Source organism: Rhodopseudomonas parapalustris, from assembly GCF_053772255.1.
Window position 1 is genome coordinate 127534 of the sequence record NZ_JAMKBZ010000008.1, and the last position, 26435, is coordinate 153968.

At 64.8% G+C, this 26435-nt stretch carries 27 protein-coding genes; 15 read left to right on the top strand and 12 right to left on the bottom strand.

Translation table 11 applies throughout. The features are described from left to right. Positions 1-2: 2 nt before the first annotated feature. Positions 3-1061 carry an alcohol dehydrogenase gene (locus tag M9H71_RS09760; protein ID WP_455404837.1) on the top strand — a complete coding sequence of 353 codons (1059 nt, stop codon included), beginning with the start codon at positions 3-5 and terminating at the stop codon, positions 1059-1061. 622 nt (positions 1062-1683) lie between these two features. Here the strand turns inward: M9H71_RS09760 and M9H71_RS09765 are convergent. Next, positions 1684-1881, bottom strand: a complete 198-nt coding sequence (locus M9H71_RS09765; protein ID WP_455404838.1) for a hypothetical protein — start codon at positions 1879-1881, stop codon at positions 1684-1686. On the opposite strand from M9H71_RS09765, the gene M9H71_RS09770 reads away from it, so the two are divergent. Next, positions 1868-2350 (top strand): hypothetical protein, encoded by a 483-nt coding sequence (locus M9H71_RS09770; protein WP_455404839.1) that lies wholly within the window; start codon positions 1868-1870, stop codon positions 2348-2350. The two genes, M9H71_RS09765 and M9H71_RS09770, sit on opposite strands and share 14 nt — an antisense overlap. Before the next feature lie 4 nt (positions 2351-2354). On the opposite strand, the gene gmk is transcribed toward M9H71_RS09770, so the two are convergent. The 7 genes from gmk to fabD form a co-directional block, all read right to left on the bottom strand. Then, the gene (gene gmk, locus M9H71_RS09775) at positions 2355-3017 is read right to left on the bottom strand and encodes a guanylate kinase (protein ID WP_164602162.1); all 663 of its coding nucleotides are present in this window, start codon (positions 3015-3017) and stop codon (positions 2355-2357) included. 2 nt (positions 3018-3019) lie between these two features. Beyond that, positions 3020-3907 (bottom strand): YicC/YloC family endoribonuclease, encoded by an 888-nt coding sequence (locus M9H71_RS09780; RefSeq protein ID WP_455404840.1) that lies wholly within the window; start codon positions 3905-3907, stop codon positions 3020-3022. A gap of 102 nt (positions 3908-4009) precedes the next feature. Next, positions 4010-5251 (bottom strand): endolytic transglycosylase MltG, encoded by a 1242-nt coding sequence (gene mltG, locus M9H71_RS09785; protein ID WP_455404841.1) that lies wholly within the window; start codon positions 5249-5251, stop codon positions 4010-4012. A gap of 205 nt (positions 5252-5456) precedes the next feature. Then, positions 5457-6722: a beta-ketoacyl-ACP synthase II gene (gene fabF, locus M9H71_RS09790; protein ID WP_455404842.1), complete on the bottom strand. Its 1266-nt coding sequence runs from the start codon at positions 6720-6722 to the stop codon at positions 5457-5459. 96 nt (positions 6723-6818) lie between these two features. Next, positions 6819-7058 carry an acyl carrier protein gene (locus M9H71_RS09795; protein WP_009799564.1) on the bottom strand — a complete coding sequence of 80 codons (240 nt, stop codon included), beginning with the start codon at positions 7056-7058 and terminating at the stop codon, positions 6819-6821. A 304-nt stretch (positions 7059-7362) separates the two neighbouring features. Further along, on the bottom strand, positions 7363-8100 hold the full coding sequence (gene fabG, locus M9H71_RS09800; protein WP_455404843.1) for a 3-oxoacyl-[acyl-carrier-protein] reductase: 738 nt from the start codon (positions 8098-8100) through the stop codon (positions 7363-7365). A gap of 19 nt (positions 8101-8119) precedes the next feature. After that, positions 8120-9079, bottom strand: a complete 960-nt coding sequence (fabD, locus tag M9H71_RS09805; RefSeq protein ID WP_455404844.1) for an ACP S-malonyltransferase — start codon at positions 9077-9079, stop codon at positions 8120-8122. 273 nt (positions 9080-9352) lie between these two features. Between fabD and M9H71_RS09810 the strand changes: the two genes are divergently transcribed. The 5 genes from M9H71_RS09810 to rplI all read left to right on the top strand — a co-directional run bounded on the left by M9H71_RS09810 (position 9353) and on the right by rplI (position 13326). Beyond that, the gene (locus M9H71_RS09810; protein WP_455404845.1) at positions 9353-10639 is read left to right on the top strand and encodes a diguanylate cyclase domain-containing protein; all 1287 of its coding nucleotides are present in this window, start codon (positions 9353-9355) and stop codon (positions 10637-10639) included. A gap of 258 nt (positions 10640-10897) precedes the next feature. After that, positions 10898-11377 carry a 30S ribosomal protein S6 gene (gene rpsF, locus M9H71_RS09815; RefSeq protein ID WP_455404846.1) on the top strand — a complete coding sequence of 160 codons (480 nt, stop codon included), beginning with the start codon at positions 10898-10900 and terminating at the stop codon, positions 11375-11377. Positions 11378-11382: 5 nt separating this feature from the next. Next, positions 11383-11622 (top strand): 30S ribosomal protein S18, encoded by a 240-nt coding sequence (rpsR, locus tag M9H71_RS09820; protein WP_011158623.1) that lies wholly within the window; start codon positions 11383-11385, stop codon positions 11620-11622. Between the two features lie 127 nt (positions 11623-11749). Next, positions 11750-12700 carry a hypothetical protein gene (locus M9H71_RS09825; protein WP_455404847.1) on the top strand — a complete coding sequence of 317 codons (951 nt, stop codon included), beginning with the start codon at positions 11750-11752 and terminating at the stop codon, positions 12698-12700. 38 nt (positions 12701-12738) lie between these two features. Next, entirely contained in the window at positions 12739-13326 is a 588-nt protein-coding gene (rplI, locus tag M9H71_RS09830; protein ID WP_455404848.1) for a 50S ribosomal protein L9, read from the top strand. A gap of 172 nt (positions 13327-13498) precedes the next feature. Here rplI and M9H71_RS09835 read toward each other — a convergent pair whose 3' ends face one another. Further along, positions 13499-14383, bottom strand: a complete 885-nt coding sequence (locus tag M9H71_RS09835; RefSeq protein WP_455404893.1) for a hypothetical protein — start codon at positions 14381-14383, stop codon at positions 13499-13501. Between the two features lie 298 nt (positions 14384-14681). Here M9H71_RS09835 and M9H71_RS09840 point away from each other — a divergent pair, with 298 nt between their 5' ends. Then, a complete protein-coding gene (locus M9H71_RS09840) occupies positions 14682-15932 on the top strand; it encodes a class I SAM-dependent methyltransferase (RefSeq protein WP_455404849.1) in 1251 nt (416 codons plus the stop codon). 40 nt (positions 15933-15972) lie between these two features. Here the strand turns inward: M9H71_RS09840 and M9H71_RS09845 are convergent, their stop codons facing one another. Next, positions 15973-16170 (bottom strand): hypothetical protein, encoded by a 198-nt coding sequence (locus M9H71_RS09845; RefSeq protein ID WP_455404850.1) that lies wholly within the window; start codon positions 16168-16170, stop codon positions 15973-15975. Positions 16171-16568: 398 nt separating this feature from the next. Between M9H71_RS09845 and M9H71_RS09850 the strand changes: the two genes are divergently transcribed. Further along, a complete protein-coding gene (locus M9H71_RS09850; RefSeq protein WP_455404851.1) occupies positions 16569-18065 on the top strand; it encodes a replicative DNA helicase in 1497 nt (498 codons plus the stop codon). Between the two features lie 68 nt (positions 18066-18133). Then, complete coding sequence (alr, locus tag M9H71_RS09855; RefSeq protein ID WP_455404852.1) at positions 18134-19378, top strand: alanine racemase; 1245 nt, start codon at positions 18134-18136, stop codon at positions 19376-19378. Positions 19379-19526: 148 nt separating this feature from the next. Here the strand turns inward: alr and M9H71_RS09860 are convergent, their stop codons facing one another. Further along, positions 19527-19787 (bottom strand): hypothetical protein, encoded by a 261-nt coding sequence (locus M9H71_RS09860; RefSeq protein WP_230756421.1) that lies wholly within the window; start codon positions 19785-19787, stop codon positions 19527-19529. A gap of 60 nt (positions 19788-19847) precedes the next feature. Further along, a complete protein-coding gene (locus M9H71_RS09865) occupies positions 19848-20240 on the bottom strand; it encodes a NifB/NifX family molybdenum-iron cluster-binding protein (protein ID WP_455404853.1) in 393 nt (130 codons plus the stop codon). Positions 20241-20388: 148 nt separating this feature from the next. Between M9H71_RS09865 and radA the strand changes: the two genes are divergently transcribed. From radA to M9H71_RS09890, 5 genes are all read left to right on the top strand, one after another. Next, entirely contained in the window at positions 20389-21846 is a 1458-nt protein-coding gene (gene radA, locus M9H71_RS09870; protein ID WP_455404854.1) for a DNA repair protein RadA, read from the top strand. 213 nt (positions 21847-22059) lie between these two features. Further along, positions 22060-22695 (top strand): CvpA family protein, encoded by a 636-nt coding sequence (locus M9H71_RS09875; RefSeq protein WP_455404855.1) that lies wholly within the window; start codon positions 22060-22062, stop codon positions 22693-22695. Positions 22696-22718: 23 nt separating this feature from the next. Beyond that, entirely contained in the window at positions 22719-24248 is a 1530-nt protein-coding gene (gene purF / locus M9H71_RS09880; protein ID WP_455404856.1) for an amidophosphoribosyltransferase, read from the top strand. A 129-nt stretch (positions 24249-24377) separates the two neighbouring features. Next, the gene (locus M9H71_RS09885) at positions 24378-25121 is read left to right on the top strand and encodes an SDR family NAD(P)-dependent oxidoreductase (RefSeq protein WP_455404857.1); all 744 of its coding nucleotides are present in this window, start codon (positions 24378-24380) and stop codon (positions 25119-25121) included. Positions 25122-25201: 80 nt separating this feature from the next. Beyond that, the gene (locus M9H71_RS09890) at positions 25202-26434 is read left to right on the top strand and encodes an ABC transporter substrate-binding protein (protein WP_455404858.1); all 1233 of its coding nucleotides are present in this window, start codon (positions 25202-25204) and stop codon (positions 26432-26434) included. Position 26435 lies beyond the last annotated feature (1 nt).

Consider the following 26435-nt stretch of genomic DNA (forward strand, 5'->3'; position numbering starts at 1 on the left):
ACATGACGCAAATGCGTCGCCAATCTCTGGTGAAATTCGACGCCCCGCTGTGTGAGACCATCATCGATGCGCCGAAGCCGCAGGGGCGCGAAGTGCTGGTGAAGATCGAGCGCTGCGGCCTGTGCCACTCCGACCTGCACATTCAGGACGGCTACGCCGATCTCGGCGGCGGCAAGAAGCTCGACACCACGCGCGGCATGACATTGCCGTTCACGCTCGGCCACGAGATCGCCGGCGTCGTTGCCGAAGTCGGCCCCGACGCGCCGCAGGATCTGATCGGCACCAAGAAGGCGGTGTTTCCCTGGATCGGCTGCGGCAAGTGCCGCGACTGCCTCGCCGGCGACGAGAACCTGTGCGCCAAGAACCGCTTTCTCGGCGTGTCGATCGATGGCGGCTTCGCGACGCATGTACTGGTGCCGGACGCCAAGTATCTGCTCGACTACGATCCGCTGCCGACCAACGTCGCTGCGACGTTGATGTGCTCTGGCATCACCGCCTACGGCGCCTTGAAGCGTCTGGTGGACCGGCCTCGTCAGCGCAATCTGCTGCTGATCGGGTTGGGCGGCGTCGGCATGATGGGTCTCTCACTTGCGCAGGCGATGTTCAAACAGCCGATCGCGGTTGCGGATCTCAGCCCGGGGGCGCGGGACGCGGCGCTGAAGAACGGTGCAGCGGTTGCCTATGATCCGTCCGAGCCCGATATTGCCAAGCGCATCTTCAAGGAAACTGACGGCGGCTTCGACGGCGTGGTGGATTTCGCCGGCAACGACAAGTCGATGAACTTCGCGGTGAGCGCAGTGGCCCGCGGGGGAAAGATCGTCGTGTCCGGTCTGATGGGCGGTCAGTTCAGCCTGCCCATGGTCCAGTGGATCTACAAGCGCATGACCGTCGAAGGTTTCATGACCGGCACGCTTGAAGAAACCAAGGAGCTGATGGCTCTGGCGCGCGCCGGCAAGGTGAAGGCGACGCCGATGAAAGAGGAGCCGATGCAGGACGTGCAAACCTGGATCGATCAGCTCCGCGCCGGCAAGGTCGTTGGCCGCATCATGCTGACGAACTAATCGCCGCCGTCTCCAGGCATTGCGGGTTCCACCCCCGCAATGCCGAGATCCGGATTGTCTCACCCTCACCGAATTATCGGCATATTGCGACCCCATTTCTCGCGGAAAACACGGACCAATAGACGTTCGTTGTCCGTGTCGAATTGGGGAAAGCCATGCACAACCGATCCGCGAAGTTGCTGTCCGTTGCGGGCGCGGGTGTTATCGCAAGCCTAGCGGTCGCTGCAACGGTGTCGACCCCGGCACATGCGGACACCTGCCTCTCGGCTCCGAACGCACCGACGCCGGCCGGCAGTCATTGGTTCTACCGAACCGACCATGCCAACAATCGCAAATGCTGGTACTTGCGCAAAGCGGACGCGGCACCGGTAGCGGCCGTTCCAGCGGACTCCAATGCGGCGGACGGTAGCGACGACACCGCAACCGAAGTCGCAACCACTCCGTCCTCGTCCAAGCCCGCGACTGCTGCAGCGTCCGCGCAATCGACCGCTGCGCCGCTGCGCTCTTCGGTCGCCGACGCCCGCGCGGAATACGCAGCGCCATCACAACAGCGCAATCCGGCTCCTGCCGCGGCAAACTCGCCGTTTCCAGATCCGGTGATCGCGAATCCCGCCGAGGCTACTCAGCAAGTCGCGGCGCCCGCCCCGCAATCTGCACCGGTGGCGCCGCCGACCACGATGAACGAACGATGGTCGGAGCCGGCCACTGCCGCGACCCCGCCTGCCTCCGCCGAAGCAGCCGACAAGCTGCGTAGGGCGGCGAAGGTGGCAGCCAAATCGACGCCGGCCGCTTCAGCCGACACATCGATGAGTGCAAGCACGATCGCCACCCTGATCGGTGCGCTTCTGGCGGCTCTGGCCGTTGCCGGCGGCATCGTCGCGGCACTTGTCAAATTCGGCCGCACCGAACCGATCGTCCGCCGCGATCCTACCGAGCGCCCCGATCTCTGGGCGGGCCGTACCGAGCAGATCGGGCACGACATGTATGCTGACGACTTCCGATCGAGCCCGATCGATCTCGATGCGTCCGTCGCCGCGGCGGCGACAGAGTCGGAGCAACGCCCGACCGCGAGGTGGGAAGAGGAGACCGATCCGCCGGCCTGGATCAAGGCTGCCCGCGAGCGCCATGTCGCAAACGACAGCATTCGCACGGACGACATGCCGGCGCGTCGGCCAGCACGCGACGAGCTTCAGGCAAACGGCGCCAGCGAGAAAGCCCGCGAACCGGCACCGGTAGCCGACGAGATCGAGCAATTGTTGGCGCTCGCGCAGAAGCGCTCCGCGGCCTGAGGCGTCAGCCCTCGAGCTGCTGGCGCATATCGCGAACGAAAGCGTCGATTCCGATCTGACGCTCGCGCTTGAGCTGCTCGGCACGCAGGATCGCCTTCACGGACTCGAATGCGATACCGACGTTGTCATTGACGACGATGTAATCGTAAGCGTCGTAGTGGCTCATCTCGTCGCCGGCCTTCTTCATTCGGCCCTGGATGACCTCGTGGCTGTCCTGCGCGCGCGTGTGCAGGCGATGCTCGAGCGCCTGCACCGAGGGCGGCAGCACGAACACGCTAACGACATCGTTGGGCGCATGGCTGCGCAGTTGCTGGGTGCCCTGCCAGTCGATGTCGAACAGAACGTCACGCCCCGCGGCGAGCGCCGCCTCGACCGGCGCGCGCGGCGTGCCATAGCAATTGTCGAAGACGTTTGCCCATTCGAGGAACTCTCCCGCGGCGACCATTGCGTCGAATTTCGGACGATCGACGAAGAAGTAATCGCGCCCATCCACCTCCCCCGGGCGCATCGGCCGCGTCGTCGCGGAGACCGACATCTGCAGGCCGGCCGCTTCCTTCACCAGCATCCGCGACAATGTTGTCTTGCCGGCGCCCGATGGCGACGACAGGACGAACATCACGCCGCGCCGCTCGACACCATTGTGCCCGACCGCCGCTCCGTCGCTCATGGTCACTCCAGATTCTGAACCTGCTCGCGGAACTGCTCGACAACGTTCTTCATCGCCAATCCCGCATTGGTGAGCTCCAGATCAATCGACTTGGAACAACAGGTGTTGACCTCCCGGTTGAACTCCTGGGCGAGAAAATCGAGCCGACGGCCGACTGCGCCGCCCTTGGCCAGCATCTCTCGGCTTTGCGCGATGTGTGAGGCAATCCGATCGAGCTCCTCGCGGATGTCGGCCTTGGTCGCCATCATGATCGCTTCCTGATGAAGCCGATCCACATCGAAGCGATCCGAGGTGTCGAGCAGTGCTGCGATCTGCTCGGCAAGCCTCGCCTTGATCGCTTCCGGCTTGCGTCCCGGCGCGGCCTCGGCCTGCTTGGCAAGGCCTTCGAGTTCTTGCAGACGCTGGGCCAATATCGTCGCAAGGCTCTCGCCCTCGCGCCTGCGCATCTCGACGAGACTGTTCAGCGCTTCGGCGAAGGCGGCCTCGACAGCAGCGCGTGCGGCCTTGTCCTCTGCTTCATCAGCCTCCGGTTCGACGACCTCGATGACGCCCTTGATGCCGAGCAAACCGTCGATGCTCGGCGCGACTGCGTCGACCTTGCCGGCGATCTCACTGGCAACTCTCAGAACCGAAGTCAGCACGTCTTGATTGATCTGAATGGTCGACGCAGCGTTGGCTCGTTTCACGGTGAGATTGGCGTACACCGTCCCGCGAGACAGCGCCTCCGCGGCGCGCTTGCGGACGGTCGGCTCGATGTCGTCCCACCCGGTCGGCAGCCGCATCCGAAAATCGAAGCCCTTGGCGTTCACCGATTTCAACTCCCACTCGAACACGTAGGGGCCGCTGGCGCCGTGGCTGCGTGCAAATCCGGTCATGCTCGATAACGACATGGCGTCACTGTCTCCGGATTTGAGGGTTGAGAATCGTCTCGAAAGGGTCTGCGGAACTTAGCGCAAACGCCGCCGCTGTGTGAACCTTCGTCCGCGTGTAACTTACTCGGTGGTCGCCTCAGGCGCAGCATGGCGCGGGCGACGCTTCTGCGCCCCGGCCTTCCCCTTCGGCGCACCAGCAGTCGCCGCTGTGGCCGCAGGCTCGTTCTCGGCCGCAGACGCGTTCGGAGCTGCCTCCTCCGCGGGTTCGGCAGTATCGTTCTGGGTCTGCTTCTCTTGCGCGCGCAACTTGGCCACGTTTTTCTGGTGCTGCTCGTAATTGTCGCTGAACGCGTGGCCGCCGCTGCCATCGGCGACGAAATACAGATCGCGGGTGCGCGCCGGATTGGCCGCAGCTTCCAGCGAGGCCCGTCCTGGATTGGCGATCGGTCCAGGGGGAAGCCCGTCGATCACATAGGTGTTGTAAGGCGAAGGCTGAGTGATTTCACTGCGCTTGATTGGACGGCCGAGCGTACCCTTGCCCCCGACCAGCCCATAGATGATGGTCGGATCGGACTGCAGCCGCATCTTCTTCTGTAGCCGATTGACGAACACGGCCGCGACACGAGTCCGCTCTTCCGACTTGCCGGTTTCCTTCTCGACCAGCGAGGCCAGCGTGACTAACTGCTCCGGGGTCTTGATCGGCAGGTCGGGATTGCGGCGCTCCCAGATCTCCGCGAGGACACGCTTCTGCGCGCTCTGCAAGCGATGCAACACCTGCTCGCGAGGCGTACCCCGTGGAAACTTGTAGGTCTCGGGCAGCAATGTTCCTTCACGCGGAATTTCGCGAATACTCCCGGTCAGGATCGGATTGTCGGACAGCCGCTCGACGATCTGTTCCGAGGTCAGCCCTTCCGGAATCGTGATCGCGTGCTGCACCACTTTGCCTTCGACGATGGTGCCGATCACGTCGCGGAGGCTGGCGTTCTTCTGAAACAGATACTCGCCGGGCTTGAGCTCGGTGCGCGCCCTGAGCGCCATCACACCACCGGCGAAAACCAGCCAGCCGTCCTCGATCACGCCTTCGCGTTTGAGTATCTGCGCGATGTCGTCGAGACCGGCGCGCTGCGGAATGTTGACCGTCTTGTCCTGGGCGAGCGGGCCCGGCGCTTCGAGCTTGTTCTTGCCGTAGACGTACAAGCCGCCGGCACCGATCATCACCACCACGATGAACGTAATGATCGCATTACCGACGATCACCAGCGGATTGCGCGCGTGGTCCGACCGCTTCGGCGGCGGCGGAAGCTGTTCCGGTTCGAGTGCCGCGCGTGGGCTTCTCGGGGAAATCGGCGGCCTGTCACTCATCGGTGCAACCTGAATCCTGTCGGCTCGCATTGGGGCCCGCGCAATCTGCGCCGGCGACATTCGGGATCACGACGTCGATGCAATGTCCGGTCTGGAGTCTATCCAGGCCGATGAGGGCAGCAACCGATCATACTCCGAAACTGACGGACCACGTAGCGTTTAGCAGCGATTGCGGCGAAACGGTGGATGACGAGACGCGCCGCGTCTAGTTCGGCACGCGCTGCAACAGCAGCGACGCGTTGGTGCCACCGAACCCGAAAGAGTTCGACAACGCAACGTTGATTTCGCGGGACCGCGGTTTCCACGGCACCAGGTCGATCGCGGTCTCGACCGACGGGTTGTCGAGATTGATCGTCGGCGGCGCGACGTTGTCGCGAATCGCCAGCACGCTGAAGACCGCCTCGACGGCGCCGGCGGCACCGAGCAGATGGCCGACGGAGGATTTGGTGGAAGACATCGACACCCGCGACGCGGCATTGCCGAGAAGACGTTGCGCCGCGCCGAGTTCGATCTCGTCGCCGAGCGGCGTCGAGGTGCCGTGCGCGTTGATGTAGTCGATGTCCGACACCGCGATGCCGCCCCGCTTGATCGCGGCGCTCATGCAACGGAACGCACCATCACCATCCGAGCTCGGCGCCGTGATGTGATAGGCATCGCCCGACAGGCCGTAGCCGATCACTTCGGCATAGATCTTCGCGCCGCGCGCCTTGGCGTGCTCGTACTCTTCGAGAACGACGACGCCGGCACCCTCGCCCATCACGAAGCCGTCGCGATCCTTGTCGTAGGGTCGTGAGGCCTTGGTCGGCGCGTCGTTGAAGCCGGTGGACAATGCGCGGGCCGCCGCGAACCCGGCCATCGCCAGACGGCTGATCGGAGATTCGGTGCCGCCGGCGACCATCACGTCGGCATCGCCGAGAGCGATCAACCGCGACGCATCACCGATCGCATGCGCACCGGTCGAGCACGCGGTGACGACCGAATGGTTCGGGCCCTTGAGGCCGAACTCGATCGAAACGTAGCCGGACGCGAGGTTGATCAGGCGACCGGGAATGAAGAATGGAGAAATCCGGCGCGGTCCGCGTTGCTCGAGCAGCAGCGCAGTCTCGGCGATACCCTGCAGGCCGCCGATGCCGGAACCGATCAGTACGCCGGAAGCGCAGCGCTCTTCCTCGGTCGACGGATGCCAGCCGGCATCATCGAGCGCCTGGCGAGCAGCCGCCATCGCGTAGACGATGAAGTCGTCGACCTTGCGCTGGTCTTTCGGCTCCATCCACTGATCAGGATTGAACGTGCCGTTGGTGCCGTCGCCACGCGGAATAACGCAGGCGATCTGGCTGGCGATGTCGGAGACGTCGAACGTGTCGATCTTGCGCGCGCCGCTCTCGCCGGCCAGCACGCGCCTCCAGGTTGGCTCGACGCCGCAGCCCAGCGGCGACACCATGCCAAGGCCCGTGACGACAACCCGTCTCATCTCCATCACTCCGGAATCAAATGCGCGACGCAAAACAAGAAGCCGGTGGACCGCGGTGATGCGGCCCGTCCGGCTTCCGTTGCATCACGCGGAGCGTCAGCTCTTGGCGTTCTTTTCAAGAAACTTGGTGGCGTCGCCGACGGTGAGAATCGTCTCGGCGGCATCGTCCGGAATTTCGCAGCCGAACTCTTCTTCGAAGGCCATCACGAGTTCGACGGTATCGAGGCTGTCCGCGCCGAGATCGTCGATGAAGCTGGCGCTCTCGACCACTTTCTCGGGCTCGACACCAAGGTGCTCGACCACGATCTTCTTAACCCGCTCGCCAATCTCACTCATCTATTTAACCCCGTGCTGTTCCGTTTCGACCCGACCGACAGACGATACGAGCCATCGTGGTGCGTCAACTCGCTAAGTTCCCGTCGCATCGCGAAGTGTGTTGATTTTGCCCCCGTCCCCGGGTCGAAGCCGACCACTAGGCGTCAGGCTCCCCATCGGCAATATACAGGGTTTGGACATCCTGCAATGGCCTTCTTTTGCCTGTCCGCCGGTGCTTCGGTTATCATACTTCCGATGCATTGACCACAAGGCCGGGGCGACGGGAGCAGGATCGCACGCGCCGCCACAGCCTCGCAGATCGCCCTCAGATCATCGCCATCCCGCCGTTGACGTGAATGGTCTGTCCGGTGACGTAGGCGGCCTCGTTCGAACTGAGATAAACCGCCGCAGCGGCGATGTCCTCGGGGGTGCCGAGCCGGCCGGCCGGCACTTTGCCGAGAATCGCTTCGCGCTGTTTGTCGTTGAGAACGTCGGTCATCGGCGTGGCGATGAAGCCCGGCGCGATGCAGTTCGCCGTGACGTTGCGTTTGGCATATTCGGCCCCGAGCGTCTTGATCATGCCGATCAGGCCGGCCTTCGACGCCGTGTAGTTGCCCTGCCCCGGATTGCCGGTGACGCCGACCACCGAAGTGATCGCGATGATGCGACCGAACTTCTTGCGCATCATCAGCTTGGTGGCGGCGCGTGTCAGCCGGAAGGTCGCGGTGAGGTTGACTTTGATCACCTCGTCCCAGTCCTCGTCGCGCAACTGCACAAACAGATTGTCGCGGGTGATACCTGCGTTACATACGAGGATATCGAGCCCGCCCATCGCCTCGACGGCAGCCGGGACCAGCGCCTCGACCTCGGCGGCATCCGACAGATTGCACGGCAACACATGGACACGCTCGCCGAGCTTGCCAGCCAGCGCCTCCAACGCCTCCCGGCGCGTGCCGGAAATGCCGACGGTGGCGCCCTGGCCGTGCAGCGCTTGCGCGATCGCGCCGCCGATGCCGCCGGTTGCGCCGGTGACCAGCGCGGTTCTGCCTGTCAGATCGAACATCTCGCCTCCTTGTGCCGGCTTAAGCCGACCGGCCCGCCGCCAGCGCGTCTTTCGCCGACGCGATGTCGTTGGGGCCACTTACGGAAATACCAGTCGCGCCATCGGCGATGCGCTTCACCAGACCGCTCAGCACCTTGCCGGCGCCGATCTCCAGAAAGCGGGTGACACCCTGCGACGCCATGAAGGCAACCGACTCGCGCCACCGCACGGTGCCGGTGACCTGCTCGACCAGCCGGCGCCGAATCTCATCGGGATCGGTGATCGGCGACGCCAGAACGTTGGCGACCAGCGGCGCTGCGGGCGCCTTGATGGTGACCCCCGCGAGCGCCTCGGCCATCGCCTCGGCGGCCGGCTGCATCAATGAACAATGAAAGGGAGCGGACACCGGCAGCAGCATCGCGCGCTTGGCGCCTTTGCCCTTGGCAATCTCGACCGCACGCTCCACCGCGTTCTTGTGGCCGGAAACCACGACCTGCCCGCCGCCATTGTCGTTCGCAGCCTGGCAGACCTCGCCCTGCGCCGCCTCGGCCGCGACCGAAACGGCGGTCTCATAATCGAGCCCGAGCAGTGCGGCCATCGCGCCGATGCCGACCGGAACCGCCTTCTGCATCGCCTGACCGCGGATCCGCAACAGCCGGGCGGTGTCGCTGACGCTCAGGCTGCCCGCCGCCGCCAGCGCGGAATATTCGCCGAGCGAATGACCGGCGACGAAGGCGGCGTCACGCGCGACCGATACGCCGGCCTCGGCCTCGAGCACGCGCATCGTCGCCAGCGACACCGCCATCAGCGCCGGCTGCGCATTCTCGGTGAGCTGCAGCGTTTCGGCGGGACCTTCCCAAATGATCGAGGTGAGCTTTTCGCCGAGCGCAGCGTCCACTTCGTCGAACACCGCCCGTGCCGCCGGAAAGGCTTCGGCGAGCGCCTTGCCCATGCCCACGGCCTGAGACCCCTGCCCCGGAAAGGTGAATGCTGCGGTCATCTGCGCCCCTGAATGTCACCAAAGTGCGCCGAAAGACACCGCCCAGCCCGGCAATGTCAAGCTGGACGGAAGCCGGACGACGACGCCGGCAAATCCGGGCGATCGGCGATGCGCGCGGCCGCGACCACAATTGGCGGGCCGCGGACACTGGACAGGCAGTCAGCCGCCTGGCGGCCAGAGAAAATTCACCCTGACCCGCAATCGCGAATTGGTCTTAAAACGGATTCAACCTTCGCACGCGCTAATGCAGGACATCAGTCAATTGGCGTCCTGATGACCCTATCGAACACGACCAGCGACCAGCAGCATTCCGCACCGGCAGCAAAGCCGCGGCATTTTTCGGAGCGCTTGACCGACTGGTTGACCAGTGGCCCGCAGCCGCAGCCAGCGTCGATCGTCAGGAAATTGGTCCTGCAGGGCCAGACCAAGTTACGGACGCTTGTGATCGCGATGGTGGGAACCATCCTGACCGTCGGCATCACCGCTCATCTCTCAGGCGCGGTTTGGGCCTATGCTTGGCTGGGCACCGAAATCGCGCTGAGCGCTGCCAGGTTCGCTACCGTGGTCGCCCTGCAAAGGGCGACGGCATCGGGTCGCAAGGGCAATGCGGCCGCGACGATGATTCTCGATTTGACCCGATCGACGACCTATTCGATCGGTTGCGTGCTGTGCGTGTTGTCGGGCGATCCGACATTGACCTTGCTGGCCGGCATGGTGATCGCCGGGCTGACAGGTGGGATCTCCTCGCGCAGCGCGGGCACGCCGCATTTCGGAATCGCCCAGATTGGCATTTTGGTCTTGCCGTTCTCCCTGGCCACGATCGGCTCGCCGATTCCGCACATCAACGTCATGGCCTTCCTGTTTCCGATCTATGGAATTGGGGTCGTCGTGGTCCTCCTGGAGAACTACCAGATCCTTCTCGAACTGGTTCTCTCCGAAAGCAAAAATCTCCGGCTGGCGAGCTATGACTCTCTCACGGGCCTGCCCAACCGCGTCATGAAGCGCGCACGTCTCGCTCAATTGCTGAGCAGCAACGTGGCAACATCGCAAACCGGCCGCCAGCCGTTCACGGTGTTCGGCCTCGACCTGGATGGCTTCAAGACGATCAATGACAGGCTTGGCCATTCGGCAGGCGATGCCGCTCTGGTTGCCGTTGCCGACCGGCTGCGAGATGCTGTTGGCGGCGAAGAGGTGATCTTCCGGGTCGGCGGCGACGAATTTGTGATGCTGATTCCCGACATCACGACCGCTGAAGCCGAGGAAATTGCCAGCCGCATCATCAGGCGCGTCTCGGAACCGTACGACCTCGGCCTCGGCACGCCCCTCGATATCGGGATCAGCGTTGGCAGCGCCAGCTTCCCGCAGGACGGCGACAGCGCCGATGAATTATTGAGCGCGGCCGACAGCGCCATGTACGCTGCCAAGCGGCGCGGCAAAGGCATCCATGTCGCTCACGGCTCCCGGGCAATCGAGACCGTGGACCTAGTCCCCGAGCCCGACGCCGACGCCAGAATGGCCCGCCGCGCCGAGCGGATGACGGAACCCGGCTATCATATCTGATCGGCCGCGATCACCCGCGTCCAATGCCTGTGCGTCCACCACTTGCCAATTCGCCAAAACCCCCTATAACCCGCGCATCCGCAGATCCCGGCCGGGAGCTGAACGGACGGCTGCACCATTTTCACCCTCGGGCGATTGTGATGCGGCAGAGCCAGTCGGCTCGTCGTCCCGTGCTTCCGCCTTCTGAGCAGTCGAGTCCTTTCCGAAGGGTTCGAAGGGCTTGCCGCCGGTTCTGCGCTAACACGAGAAAGGACAACCATGCCTCTTTATGAGCATGTCTTTTTGGCGCGCCAGGATGCCAGCGCCCAGCAGGTTGAAGAGCTCACCACCCAGATCACCGGCGTGATCGAAGGTCTCGGCGGCAAGGTCACCAAGACCGAGTCGTGGGGTCTGCGCTCCCTGACCTACCGCATGAACAAGAATCGCAAGGCTCATTTCGTGCTGCTGAACATCGACGGCCCCGCCGCGGTGGTGGCCGAAATCGAGCGCCAAGAGCGGATCAACGAAGACGTCATCCGTTATCTGACTGTGCGCGTCGACGAGCACGAGGAAGGCCCCTCGGCGATGATGCGCAAGGCCGATCGCGACCGCGAGCGCGACGACCGTGGCCCCCGCGAGGGTGGCTTCCGCGGTGACCGCGAAGGCCGTGGCGACCGCGACGGTTTCCGTGGCGACCGTGGTCCGCGCCGTCCGCGTGAAGACGCCGACGCCCCCGCCGCAGCAGCAGTCGAGGAGTAAGCATTATGGCTGAAGCAGGTGCCCGCCGTCCGTTCTTCCGCCGCCGCAAGACCTGCCCGTTCACGGGAGCGAATGCGCCGAAGATCGATTACAAGGACTCCAAGCTGTTGATGCGTTACGTCTCGGAGCGCGGCAAGATCGTGCCGAGCCGCATCACTGCGGTGTCCGCCAAGAAGCAGCGTGAGCTCGCGCGCGCCATCAAGCGCGCCCGCTTCCTCGGTCTGCTGCCCTACGTGATCCGCTGAATGAAGCAGCCCCGCGGCGTCTGCGCCGCGGGGCTCTCCTCTTTTTTCTCATAAGGCTTCCGGGTCGTCCGGTCGCCGATGGTTGGGGCGAAATGCCTCTAACCGCTCGAAGGGAGCGGGACAGCTGATGATGATCAACATTCTGATCGCGCTCGCCGCCGGCTGTGCTTCGGCGCTGATGTTCGTCTCGATCGTTTCGGGCGCGCTGATCTCTTTGCTGCTGTTCTATCTGGCTCCGCTGCCGCTGATGGTGGCCGCGCTCGGCTGGGGCGTGCTCGCCGCCGCGATCGGCGGTGTAGTCGCCGCTCTCGGTCTCGCCGCGCTGGTCAGCTTCCCCTACGCCATCGCCTTCGTCGTCACCATTGCGATTCCGGCCTGCTGGCTCGGTCACTTAGCTTTGCTGGCCCGGCCGGCGGAAGCGCCGCAAGGCGAGCCGACCAATCTGGAGTGGTATCCAGTCGGCCGCCTGATCGTCTGGATGGCCGGGTTCGCCGCGACCTCGACGATGGCCGCCCTGTTCACGCTCGGCACCGACGGCGCGACGATCACCGATGGCCTTCGCAGCGGCTTGCAGCGCGCGCTCGGTCCCCGTAGCGCGCCCGGAAGCGACGCCGCGCTGATCGATGCGCTGGCCGCAATCGCTCCGCCTGCCGCCGCAACGGTCGCGATGCTCACGCTGACGCTCAACCTCTGGCTGGCGGCGCGCATAACGTCCGCCTCCAACCGCCTGGGGCGGCCATGGCCCGACCTGCGGACCATTACGCTGCCGCCGATGACCCTCGCCGTCTTGTCGCTGGCTCTGGCGCTGAGCTTCGTCGGCGGCCTGACGTCGTTGCTCGGCAAGACTGTCAGCGCGGCGTTGTTCGTCGCTTATGGGCTGACCGGCGCCGCAACGCTGCACACCTTGACGATGGCATCGCGCAACCGCCTGTTCCTGCTCAGCTCGGCCTATGCGCTGATGCTGATCTTTCTGTGGCCTGCCGTCGGCCTGATCGCCCTTGGACTGGCAGACGCTTTCTTGAATCTTCGGCAGCGCTACTTCCAGCGCCGCTCGATGCCGCCTCCGCCCTCTCACTGAAACGACATTCGCAAACACACCACTGAGGAGATATCACCATGGAAGTCATTCTGCTGGAACGCGTCGCCAAGCTCGGCCAAATGGGAGAGCTGGTGCGCGTCAAGGACGGTTACGCGCGCAACTTTCTGCTGCCGCGCGGCAAGGCGCTGCGTGCCACCGCCGCCAACCGTGAGAAGTACGAACACATGAAGGCCGACCTCGAGGCGCGCAACATCGCCGCGAAGGCCGAGGCCTCCAAGGTCGCCGAGAAGATCGACGGCCAGAACGTGGTGGTGATCCGCCAGGCGTCGGAAGGCGGTCAACTGTTCGGTTCGGTGTCGGTGCGCGACATCGTCGTCAGCTTCGATGCCGAAGGCGTCAAGATCAACCGCAGCCAGGTGCTGCTCGATGCCCCGATCAAGACCATCGGCAAGCACCCGATCCAGGTCGCCGTGCATCCGGAAGTCGAAGTCGAAGTTTCGGTCACCGTGGCGCGCAGCGCCGAGGAAGCCGAGCGGATCAACCGCGGTGAGGACATCTCTACCCGCCGCGAGGACGAAGACGCCGCCGCCGAGGCGCTCGCCGCCGCTGGCGAGTTCTTCGATCCGGACGCGCAGTTCGGCGAAGAGCAGCCGGCCGAGCAGTAAGCAGCGTTTATATCCCGCAATCTCGAGGCCCGGCCTGAGCGATCAGGCCGGGCCTTTTTCCGTCCGGCCCAGCGTTCACGGCCGCCGACTGGCGCGCGCGAATGGACGACCCGAGATACGAGAAGGGCCGCGTCGCAGCGGCCCTTTCAGCATCAGATCAGATGGTCCCGGATTATTTCGACGCAGGCACGTCGGCGGAACCGGAAGGCTGCGGCGCCGGAGACGGCGCCGCCTCGGTCGACGATGGATTCTCCGACGACGGCTTGACGGGCGGACCGGCTGGCGACGGCGCAGGCTGAGGTGCCGCTGCCGGCGCAGCGGCAGGCGACTTGGCCTCGGCTGGCACCGCGGGCTTGGCCGGCTCGGGCTCTGCAGCCTTCGGCGCCGGGGTCACGGCAGGCACCGGATCGGTACGCGCGGGAGTTTCGGCCGCCGGAGCCGCGGCGGGCTTGTCAGCGCCATGCTTCGGCGCAGCGCCCGTCTCCATCTTGCTGGGCTCGGCCGCTGGCGCCTCGGGTTTGGCAGCTTCGGGCTGAGCCGGCTTCTCGTGATGACGCTTCTTGTCGCGGCGCTTCTTGGCAGGCTTGGCTTCCTGCTCGGGAGCAACAGCGGGCTCGGCTTCTGTGCCCGGAGCCGGAGCAGCGGCCTCGGCGGGTTTCTCCGCCTCGACAGGCGCGGCGCGCCGCTTGGACTTACGCCCCCGCTGGACCTTCGGCTCTTCAGCCTGCGGTGCCGGCGCGGCCTCCTCCGGCGCAACGGCTTCTTGAGCGCCGCGCCGCTTGCGTCGCTGCCTCGGCTCGGAGGGAGAATCCTGCCTGCCGCGAACATCGGCTCCGCCATTCGACACCACGTAGCCGGCCAACATGGCGGCCATGTCGCTGCTGGTGGTGTAGTGCTGCCTCAGAAAAGAAGCGACCGCGTTGGGCGGGACGGTGCGCAGGAGACCGCGGGGGCTTTTGTGACAGACCGCGCAGGTGCTGGAGAAGATCTGTGCCGAGCTCTTGCCCGCTTCCAGATTCTGGGCTCGGGCGGGCTGTGCGACGGCCGCGCCGAGCACGAGCAATACCGCTACCGAACTGAGCAATCGGCTTACCATTTAGCCCTCCGATGCAAAAAATCACCGCAGCCCGCGGCGGTGACCTTTTAGCGAATTGTGAGATGATTGGAAGCGGAGAGATGGAACATTCCCGTGCTTGAAATGAGGCAGCTCGTCAGCCTCATCGTCATGACGCGGATGTTACCTGTGAACGCTTCGGCCGTGGTTGGGTGACAGCGATACGAACAGAACCGCACGGCCGGCGTTGAAGCAGTCGAGGCGCCGCTTCGCTGTCGGCGTCCGGTTTCGAGGCAAGTCGATGGACGGAGTATTTCGTCTGCTGCTCAGCCGCTTCATCCGACGCGGCACCATCATCTTCACAACCTCAGGCGGCACCACCTTCACCTGCGGCGACGGGACCGGCGCACCAGTGCACGCGCGACTGACATCGCCCCTCGCCCAACGTCGCCTGCTGCTCGATCCCGAGCTCGCGCTCGGCGAGATCTATATGGACGGCGGACTGGTGATGCAGCACGGCTCGATCGCCGACCTGCTGGCGATCGCAATGGACCAGCCGGACTGGACACCGCGCTGGACCAAACTTCACGGACTCGTGCGCTACTGGATCCGGACCTTGCAGCAGTTCAATCCGCGCAGCCGGTCGCGCAACAACGTCGCCCATCATTACGATCTCGACGGCCGGCTCTACGCGCTGTTTCTGGATTCCGACAAGCAATATAGCTGCGGATATTTCGAAACGCCCGACACCAGTCTCGACGACGCCCAGCTCGCCAAGAAACGTCATGTGGCAGCCAAGCTGCTGACCGCCCCTGGACAGCGCGTGCTGGACATCGGTTCAGGCTGGGGCGGCTTAGGATTGTATCTGGCCGAAACCTGCGGCGCAGATGTCACCGGCGTGACGCTGTCGCAGGAGCAGCTTCAGGTCTCCAACGGCCGCGCCGCCGAACGCGGCCTCGCGAGCCGAGCCCGCTTCCTGCTTGAGGACTATCGCGATGTCCCCGGCCCGTTCGACCGCATCGTCTCGGTCGGCATGTTCGAGCACGTCGGTGTCGCCCATTACGACACCTACTTCCGGCGCTGCGCCGCATTGCTCGACGAGGGCGGCGTGATGCTGCTGCATTCGATCGGCCGCTCCGAAGGGCCGGGCTTTACCAATCCGTGGATCGCCAAATACATCTTCCCGGGCGGCTATCTGCCGGCGCTGTCGGAAGTGCTGCCGGCGATCGAACGCGCGGGGCTGTTGGTCTGCGACATCGAAATCCTTCGGGTGCACTACGCCGAGACGCTGAAAGCGTGGCGCGAGCGCTTCCTGGCGCATCGGGAGGAAGCAGAACGGCTGTACGACGCCCGTTTCGTCAGAATGTGGGAGTTCTATCTGGCGGCGTCGGAAATGTCGTTCCGGAAGCAGAACACCATGGTGTTCCAGATTCAGCTCACCCGGCGCCAGGGCGTGGTGCCGATCACCCGCGATTACATTGCTGCCGAAGAACGGCGATTGCGTGGGCTCGAAAGCAGCCATCGGCCCCGGCTGCAACTCGCCGGCGAGTGACATCACCGGCAGACGTCACAAGTCGTAGCCGACGCGGTTCTCAGCTCACCAGACGGGCTGCAAGCTCCTGCTTCGCCTCCGGCGGCAGCGGCCGCGCCAGATGGGCCTTGGCGGCACACAGCAGTTCGCGATCGCACGGTCGATGCTCGGCCTCTTCCATTTCGGCGCGTTCGAAGGACTCGATCAGCGAGGTCAGCCAATCGCGGTCGGAGTGGTCGTGGCAATAATGCTGCGCCATCTGCTCTGTCCATCATCCGAGGTCGCCCGCGAGCCGCTGCGGAGTGCCTCGACGCTCTTGCCCTGTTTCGCGTCACCTTGTTCGAGTGCATCCCGTCAGGGCGCCTCGGTGATCGCGTCTTTCGAACCATCCTCGCCGACAATTCTTACGAATCCCCGACTGGAGCGGATCGATCTGTCTCGACCGTCCATTTTGAACAGTCGTCCCACTGCGCCCCGAGGTTCAATTCGGCCCCAACGCAGCGGAAACACGTCAAGCACGGGTGACGGCGGCTCCAGCGATCATCCACATCCTTGTCGCGCTGGTGCATAACGCGCGATTGCCGCTTTCGCTCCCGACGAAATCGGCGCTTTAGTCGCGCCCCGCATCCGACAAAATCGATCCGATATTCGAGAGCTATGGCCGCATCTGATTCGAACGTTCTCAAGCTCGCGCCGGAACCGGGCGCGCCGGCCTACCGGACCGCACCGCACAACATCGAGGCCGAACAGGCCCTGCTGGGCGCGATCCTGGTCAACAACGATGCGTTCTACCGGGTGTCGGACTTCCTCGAATCGAAACACTTCTTCGAGCCGATCCATCAGACAATTTTCGAAACCGCGGCCAGCATCATCCGGGCCGGCAAGATCGCAACTCCGGTCACGCTGAAAACGTTTCTGGCCGCCGATCTCGATCTCGGCGGTTTGACGGTCGCGCAATACCTGGCGCGCCTCGCCGCCGAAGCCACCACCATCATCAACGCCCAGGACTATGGGCGGACCATTTACGAGCTGTCGCTGCGCCGCGACCTGATCGGCATCGGCACCGACATGGTCAACGTCGCCTACGACGCCCCGGTCGACTTCGCGCCGAAGAACCAGATCGAAGACGCCGAGCGAAGGCTCTACGAGCTGGCCGAATCCGGCCGCTACGAAGGCGGCTTCCAGAAATTCTCTCAAGCGCTGACCACGGCCGTCGACATGGCCGCCAAGGCGTTCCAGCGCGACGGAAAACTGTCGGGCATCGCCACCGGGCTGCGCGACCTCGACACCCGGATGGGCGGGCTGCAGCATTCCGACTTGATCGTGCTCGCCGGCCGTCCCGGCATGGGCAAGACCGCGCTCGCCACCAACATCGCCTACAACGTCGCCAAGGCCTACCGCGGCGAGGTGCAGCCGGATGGTTCGACCAAGACCATCAACGGCGGCATCGTCGGGTTCTTTTCGTGCGAAATGTCGGCCGAACAGCTCGCCACCCGTATTCTCGCCGAGCAGGCCGAGATCGCGTCGAGCAAGATCCGCCGCGGCGGCATCTCGGATGCCGACTTCGACAAGATCCGCGACGTCTCGATCGAGCTGCAGTCGCTGCCGCTGTTCGTCGACGAAACCGGCGGCCTGTCGATCGCGCAGCTCACCGCCCGCGCCCGCCGGCTGAAGCGGCAGAAGGGCCTCGACATGCTGGTGGTCGACTACATCCAGCTTCTCCAGGGCTCCAGCAAAAAGGGCGACAACCGCGTCCAGGAAGTCACCGAGATCACCACCAGCCTCAAGGCGCTGGCGAAGGAATTGAACATCCCGATCATCGCGCTGTCGCAGCTCTCGCGTCAGGTCGAATCCCGCGACGACAAGCGGCCGCAGCTCGCGGACTTGCGTGAATCCGGGTCGATCGAGCAGGACGCCGACGTCGTGATGTTCGTGTTCCGTGAAGAATACTATCTCCAGAACAAGGAGCCGCGGCCCGGCACGCCCGAACACGAGAAGTGGGCGACCGACATGGAGCTGGTCCACGGCAAGGCCGAAGTCATCATCGCCAAGCAGCGTCACGGTCCGACCGGCACCGTCGATCTGCAGTTCGAAGGCCAGTTCACCCGCTTCAGCGACCTCACCGACGACAGTCATCTGCCCGAGCGGATTTGACGCCGGAGCGGATCTGGGCCGCGCCGGCTGCCGTTGAACGGGCCGCAGGCAAGGCATTAAGGTGCGCCATGAACATCCTTCCCGATCCGAACGCTACCGCCGCCGGCCTGCCGGCGCCGGAGCCGACTGCTAGCGCCGAGCTCGCTGCAACCAACCCGGCGACCTCCGGCATTCTCACCGTCGATCTCGACGCACTCGTCGCCAATTGGCGCAAGCTCGAGAAGACGGCGGTGCCGTCCGAATGCGCCGGCGTGGTCAAGGGCAACGCTTATGGCTGCGGCGCCGGTCCGGTCGCAAAAGCGCTGATCACCGCGGGCTGCAAGACCTTCTTCATCGCCACGCTCGGCGAAGCGCGCGCCGTGCGCGACGTCGCTCCCGATGCGACGCTCTACGTGCTCGACGGGTTCTTTCCGAACTCCGGCGATGAGTTCGCCAGGCTGAACTGCCGCCCGGTGATCGGAGATCTGTACGAGCTTGCCGAGTGGGACTCATTCTGCCGCACTAGCGGCTGGCGCGGCGGTGCTGCGCTCCACATCGACACCGGCATGAGCCGCCTCGGCCTGACGATCGCGGAGGCGCAGAGCATCGTGCCCCGCATCGTCGCCGGCAACCACGGCATCACGCTGGTGATCAGCCACCTCGCCTGCGCCGACCTGGTCAATCATCCGCTGAACGCCAATCAGGTGTCCGCGTTTCGCGAGATCGCCGGCGAGTTCGCCGGCGTGCCGGCGTCGCTGTCGGCCTCGTCGGGCATCTTCCGAGGGCCGCAATTCGCATTCGATCTGGTGCGGCCCGGCGCAGCGCTGTACGGCATCAATCCGACCCCGGAAGCGGACAATCCGATGCAGCCGGTGGTCGACCTGAAGGTGCGCATCGTTCAGGTTCGCACCGTCGAACGCGGCGACACCGTCGGCTACGGAGCGACCTGGAGCGCACGGCGACCGACCAGGATCGCGGTGCTGTCGGCCGGCTACGCCGACGGTTACTTCCGCGCCGCCGGCTCCAGCGACGGCACCCGCGGCGCCGACGTGATCATCGCCGGCGAGCGCTGCCCGATCGCCGGCCGTATCTCGATGGATCTGATCGCGGTGGACGTCACCGACCTCCCCGCCAACGCGGTACGCCGCGGCCAGATGGCGACACTGATCGGCGAAGGCATCACCGTCGACGAACTCGGCCATCACTTCGGCACGATCGGCTACGAGGTGCTGACCAGCCTCGGCCGGCGCTATTCCCGGATCTACAAAGGTGGCGACGCCAAGACGATGGCTGAGCCGGTCGCATCAGCCGAACCGGCAGTTCCGGCGAGCTGAGAAAGCGCCACCCGCCAACGTCATTGCGAGCGAAGCGAAGCAATCCAGGCGCCGAACACTGAGTTCGTGGATTGCTTCGTCGCTGCGCTCCTCGCAATGACGTGGAGATAGCTTGCGATCATCCCTGAGGCCGCGCGTCAGGTGCGGCTCAGTCTTCGTGCACCAAAAACAGAAATCCGGTGATCGCCGCCATGAAGGCGAACGATCCGGCGACACCAACCACGAAGATGATCCGCACCAAGGTCGGCGCCTCACTGGTGTCGATCACGCCCGACAGCCCGAAGTAATTGTTGTACAGCACGATCGCCGCAAACAGCGCCCCGAATGCCGCGCCCATCCCGAAATGGCCGGCGACCTGACGCCATTTCCGCCGCTCGTAGTCCCGCTTGTCCCGATCGTTACGCATCATCGGACTATTCTAAAGTGCTTTCGGGCGAGCCGCCTATGGCCCACGCGAGCCGAACCGCCGTCAGTGCCGGGAGAACATATCCCGCAGCCGGCACAGCGTGGTGGTGATGTCGAAGCGCTGGTCGGGCAGCGTCTCGCCCTTGATGATAAGATCGATCGCGGTCGCCGGGTCGGTCTCGCCGGTGAGTACTACGTCGGCGCCGCGCTTCTTCATGTGGCGGACGTAGCCGTCGCCGGCGCTGCCGGCAACGATCAGCTCGACGCCGTCGAGCGGATGCGGGCCGTCGTCCTTGAAATAATGCGGCAGCTGTTCCTTGGTCAGTTCGACACGCGACGGCGGCGGCAGCGGCCGGCCGTCGCGATGCTCCGAAAGATCGTACACCATCCAGCGCGACGCCTGCCCGGCGTGGCCGCTGATCGTGGCCCAGTCCTGGGTCGGAATGGCGATCTTCATGTGCGGTCGGTCCCAATCGTACTCAAGGCGGACGCCCGAGCTCACAGCATTCTCGACCAAACCTCGGCGCCTGTCTGCTGGACCGTTGACGAATAGAACAAACTATGAACATCAATAACGCATCTGTCCCGGTCCAGCCGAGCACGCGATGGCCAAAGCCTCCTCTTCCTTCATCTGTCAGAACTGCGGCGCGGCGTTCAATCGCTGGCAGGGCAAATGCGAGGCGTGCGGCGAGTGGAATACGCTGGTCGAGGAAGCCGGCGACAACGCGGTCCCGGTGTCGATCCGCGCCAAGCGCCGCGGCCGGACGTTCAGGCTGGAATCGCTGGCCGGCAAGAGCAACGACGCCCCTCGCCTGGCCTCCGGCATGGCCGAGCTCGACCGTGTCACCGGCGGCGGCTTCGTGCGTGGCTCGGTGCTGCTGGTCGGCGGCGATCCCGGTATCGGCAAGTCGACGCTGCTGACCCAGGCGACCAGCCTGATGGCCAAGGCCGGGCATCGCACCGTGTACATCTCCGGCGAAGAAGCGATCGCGCAGGTCCGGCTGCGCGCCGAAAGGCTGGGCCTTGCCTCCGCGCCGGTAGAACTCGCGGCTGAAACGTCGGTCGAAGACATCGTCGCAACGCTGTCCGAAGGCACGACGCCAAAGCTGATCGTCATCGACTCGATTCAGACGATGTGGACCGACACCGTCGAGTCCGCGCCCGGTACGGTGACGCAGGTGCGCGCCTCGGCGCAGGCGCTGATCCGCTTCGCCAAGAAGACCGGCGCGGCGATCATCCTGGTCGGCCACGTCACCAAGGACGGCCAGATCGCCGGCCCCCGCGTCGTCGAGCATATGGTCGACGCGGTGCTGTCGTTCGAAGGCGAAGGCTCGCAGCAGTTCCGCATCCTGCGCTCGGTGAAGAACCGCTTCGGCCCGACCGACGAGATCGGCGTGTTCGAGATGACCGGCCTTGGCCTTCGCGAAGTCAGTAACCCGTCGGAGCTGTTTCTGTCCGAGCGCGACCTCGGCTCGCCCGGCACTGCCGTGTTTGCCGGCATCGAAGGCACCCGTCCGGTGCTGGTCGAATTGCAGGCACTGGTGGCGCCGTCGACGCTCGGCACGCCGCGCCGCGCAGTGGTTGGGTGGGATTCGGCGCGGCTGTCGATGGTGCTCGCGGTGCTGGAGGCGCATTGCGGGGTCAAACTGTCGGGCTACGACGTCTACTTCAACGTCGCCGGCGGCCTGCGCATCAACGAACCCGCCGCCGACCTCGCCGCTGCCGCGGCCCTGGTATCATCCCTGGCGAATGCGCCGCTGCCGACCGATGCAGTGTATTTCGGCGAGATCTCGCTGTCGGGCGCGGTTCGGCCGGTGGCGCAGACCCCGGCGCGACTGAAGGAAGCCGCCAAGCTCGGCTTTGCCCGCGCGGTGCTGCCCGAACAGACCCGGGGCGATTCCCCGGCCGATGCCGGTCTGGCGCTGCAGTCCGTCGGCGGCCTCTCCAGTCTGGTTGCGGACATCGCGGCGCGCGGCACGCGGCGCGGTGACGACGACGGTTCGCCGCGGACGAAAGCTGCCTCAAATGCCACACCGGCGCGATTCCGGCGCCAGGAGGGCTGAAGCGGCGTGACGTTTGCAAGACGCGCCGCTATACAACGCCCGCGCAAGCTGAACGTCTCCGGCCACCAAGCCTTAACCCAGCGGAACATTGCTGTGACGAGGCGGACCGGAACAGTTTTCTGACCTTGCGCCGCGTGCCATACCACCGTCACCTGTGCCGATACCGTGCACGCCGATTCGCCGTTGTGCTGACCGAGCGGACCTGACCTGCCGATGCCCATTACCATCCTTGATCTCGTTGTTCTCGCGGTGATGTTGGTATCGGGCCTGCTCGCGATGGTGCGCGGCTTCATGCGCGAAGTGCTGTCGATCGCGGCCTGGGGCGCCGCTGCTCTGGTCACGCTCTATGCGTTCCAGAAACTGATGCCGATGGCGCGGACCTATTTCTCGTCCGAGACGGTCGCAGCCGTGGTGGTGATCGCCGGCGTCTTCCTCGGCACCCTGATCATCGTGTCGATCATCACGGTGCGGATCTCGGACATGATCCTGGATTCGCGCATTGGCGCGCTCGACCGCACCCTCGGCTTCCTGTTCGGCCTCGCCCGCGGCCTTTTGATCGTGGTGGTGGCGTATCTGTTCTTCAACTGGCTGGTGCCGGACAAGCAGCGCCCCGAATGGGTCACCAACGCCAAGTCGCGCACCGTTCTGCAGGGAACCGGCGATTGGCTGATGACGTTCTTGCCGGATGACCCTGAAAATACCATCTTGAAGCGGTTCAAGAAGAACAAGCCGGAGGACGAGCAGCAGCAGACCGACGATTCGGCTGCTCCCGGCACCAGTGACGGCTACAGCAAACCCGCCCGTGACGGCCTGAAAAAGCTGATAGAGGGCAAACCGGCCACGCGTTGAGCGTGTCCCACATGAAAGGCGCGATGGACGCGATGCCCAGCTCTTCCGACGACGCCGCAACGCCCGCTTCGGACGCTCGCGACCAACACATCCTCGACGATACCGTTTTCGATACCGACGGTGACACGCTGCGCGAAGAGTGCGGCGTGTTCGGCATTTTCGGACACCCCGATGCCGCCGCGATCACCGCGCTCGGCCTGCACGCCCTACAGCACCGCGGTCAGGAAGCCGCCGGCATCGTCTCGTTCGACAATGGCCGGTTTCATTCCGAGCGCCGGCTCGGCCTCGTCGGCGACACCTTCTCGCGCGCCGACGTGATCGCACGGCTGCCGGGCACCTCGGCGATCGGCCACGTCCGCTATTCGACCACCGGCGAGACCATCCTGCGCAACGTGCAGCCGCTGTTCGCCGAGCTCAACGCCGGCGGCTTTGCGGTCGGTCACAACGGCAACCTCACCAACGGCCTTACCCTGCGCCGTGAGCTGATCCGCAGCGGCGCGATCATGCAGTCGACCACCGATACCGAGGTGATCCTGCACTTGGTCGCGCACTCCAAGAAGACTCGCTTCATCGAGCGCTTCATCGAGTCGCTGCGCGCGCTGGAAGGCGCCTATTCGCTGGTGTCGCTGACCAACAAGAAGTTGGTCGGCGCCCGCGATCCGCTCGGCATCCGCCCGCTGGTGCTCGGCGAACTCGACGGCTGCCCGATCCTGGCGTCGGAGACCTGTGCGCTCGACATCATCGGCGCGCATTACGTCCGCGACGTCGAGCCCGGCGAAGTCGTGGTGTTCGATCGCCACGGCGTCACCAGCCACAAGCCGTTCCCGCCGCAGCCGCCCCGCCCCTGCATCTTCGAGTACATCTACTTCGCGCGGCCGGATTCGGTGGTCGGCGGCCGTTCGGTGTACGACGTCCGCAAGGCGTTCGGCGCGCAGCTCGCGCTCGAGAGCCACGTCGAGTCCGACGTGGTGGTGCCGGTGCCGGATTCCGGCGTGCCGGCCGCGATCGGCTATTCGCGCCAATCCGGCGTGCCGTTCGAACTCGGCATCATCCGCAACCATTATGTCGGCCGCACCTTCATCCAGCCGACCCAGAGCGTGCGCGAACTCGGCGTGCGGATGAAGCATTCGGCCAACCGCGCTGCGATCGAAGGCAAGCGGATCGTGCTGATCGACGACAGCCTCGTCCGCGGCACCACCTCGAAGAAGATCGTGAAAATGATGCGCGATGCGGGCGCCCGTGAGGTGCACTTCCGCATCGCCTCGCCGCCGATCACCCATCCCGACTATTACGGCATTGACACCCCGGACCGCGCAGGTCTGCTCGCCGCAACTCATTCGCTCGAAGAAATGCGCGACCTGATCGGCGCCGACACGCTGGCGTTCCTGTCGGTCGACGGAATCTATCGCGCGATGGGCGAGCCGGGTCGCGATCCGGCGCTGCCGAAGTTCACCGACCACTGCTTTACCGGCGACTATCCGACCGGCCTCACCGACCACAATCAGACCGAGTCGACGCCGCGGCAACTCTCGTTGCTCGCTGAAGCAAGCTGACCCGGCGATCGCTTTGATGTCGTCATCGGCTCTGCCGATGACGACGCCTGCGATACCTCTTTTAGAGGATGGATACTTGGGTCCGGTCCGCGTATGACAATGCGCGATATATCTTAAGCCGGACCTGTCATGACCCAACCTCTCGCTTCCCGTATTGCTCTCGTCACCGGCGCCTCGCGCGGCATCGGCTACGCCACCGCCAAGGCGCTCGCCAAGGCCGGCGCGCACGTCATCGCCGTCGCTCGCACCCAGGGCGGGCTTGAGGAGCTCGACGACGAGGTGCGCAAGGACGGCGGCCATCCGCTGACGCTGGTCCCGCTCGACCTCACCGATTACCAGGCGATCGGCCGTCTCGGTGGGACCATTTACGAACGTCACGGCAAGCTCGACATCCTGGTCGGCAATGCCGGCATCGCCGGCCCGTCGTCGCCGCTCGGCCATATCGAGCTGAAGCCGTGGCTCGATGTCATCGGCATCAACCTGAATGTGAACTTCCAGCTCGTCCGCTGCATGGAACCGCTGCTGCGGGTATCAGATGCCGGCCGCGCGGTGTTTCTCACCTCCCGCGCTGGCGGCAAGTCGCCGGCCTACCGCGGGCCCTACGCGGCCTCGAAGGCGGCGCTGGAGACACTGGTTCAGGTCTGGGCCAATGAAGTGGTCAACACCACGCCGATCCGGATCAACCTGTTCGATCCGGGCCCGACCCGCACCAAGCTCCGCGCCAGCGTGATGCCGGGTGAAGATCCCGAAACCCTGCCGACGCCGGATCAGGCCGCAGAGCTGCTGCTACCGCTGTGCCTGCCGTCCTTTACCGAAACCGGCAAGCTGTTCGACGGCCCCTCCCGCTCCCTGAAAGACCCTCTGGCCGATTGACTTCACACCGGCAGCGCGATTGACTGACTACAAGCGGGGGAAACATCCGCAGACAATCGCCATTCCAAAAGGGGGAAATGATGAGAGTAGTCTTCTCACGCCGTCACGCCATGGCCGTTGCCTTGGCGAGCGCCGTCTTCGTAGCGCCGGCCGTTGCTCAGACCAAGGACAAGAACGTCAAGATCGGCGTACTCAACGACATGTCGAGCCTGTACGCCGATATCGGCGGGCCGAACTCGGTGGTGGCAGCCAAGATGGCGGTCGAGGATTCCGGCCTCACCAAGAAGGGCTGGTCCATCGACGTGATCAGCGCCGATCACCAGAACAAGCCGGACATTGGCGCCAACATCGCGCGGCAATGGTACGATGTCGACAAGGTCGACATGATCACCGACACGCCGAACTCCGGCGTCGCGCTCGCCGTCAGCAATGTCAGCAAGGAAAAGAACGGCATCCTGATGAATTCCGGCGGCGCCAGCGCCGACCTGACGGGCAAGCAGTGCACGCCCAACACCATCTCGATGACTTACGACACCTACATGCTGGCGCACGGCACCGGCGCCGCCATGACCAAGGCCGGCGGCAAGACTTGGTTCTTCCTGACTTCCGACTACGCGTTCGGTCACGCACTCGAACGTGACACCACCGCGGTGATCAACGCCAACGGCGGCAAAGTCGTCGGCAGCGTCCGGCATCCGCTGAACACCCCGGACTTCTCCTCGTTCCTGCTGCAGGCGCAGGCTTCCAAGGCCAACGTCATCGGCCTCGCCAATGCCGGTGGCGACACCACCAACGCGATCAAGCAGGCGGCCGAATTTGGTATCGTCCAGGGCGGCCAGAAGCTTGCCGCGCTGCTGCTGTTCATCAACGACGTCCACTCGCTTGGGCTGAAGACAGCGCAGGGCCTCACCTTCACCGTGTCGTACTACTGGGATCACAACGACCAGAGCCGGGCATTCGCCAAGCGCTTCCAGGAGCGCGCCCGAAACCACGAGATGCCCTCGATGACCCAGGCTGGCGTGTATGCCGCCGTGCTACACTATCTCAGGACGCTGGAGCAGATGGGCGGCAACCCGCACGACGGCAAGATGGTGGTCGCCGAGATGAAGAAGCTGCCGACCGACGATCCAGTGTTCGGCAAGGGCACGATCCGCGAAGACGGCCGCGCCATGCACCCGGCGTTCCTGTACGAGGTCAAGAAGCCCGCGGAGTCGAAGGGGGCATGGGACTACTTCAAGCTGATCTCTGAGATCCCAGCCGATCAGGTGGCAGTGCCGCCGTCCGAGAGCACCTGCCCGCTGATGAAGAAATAAC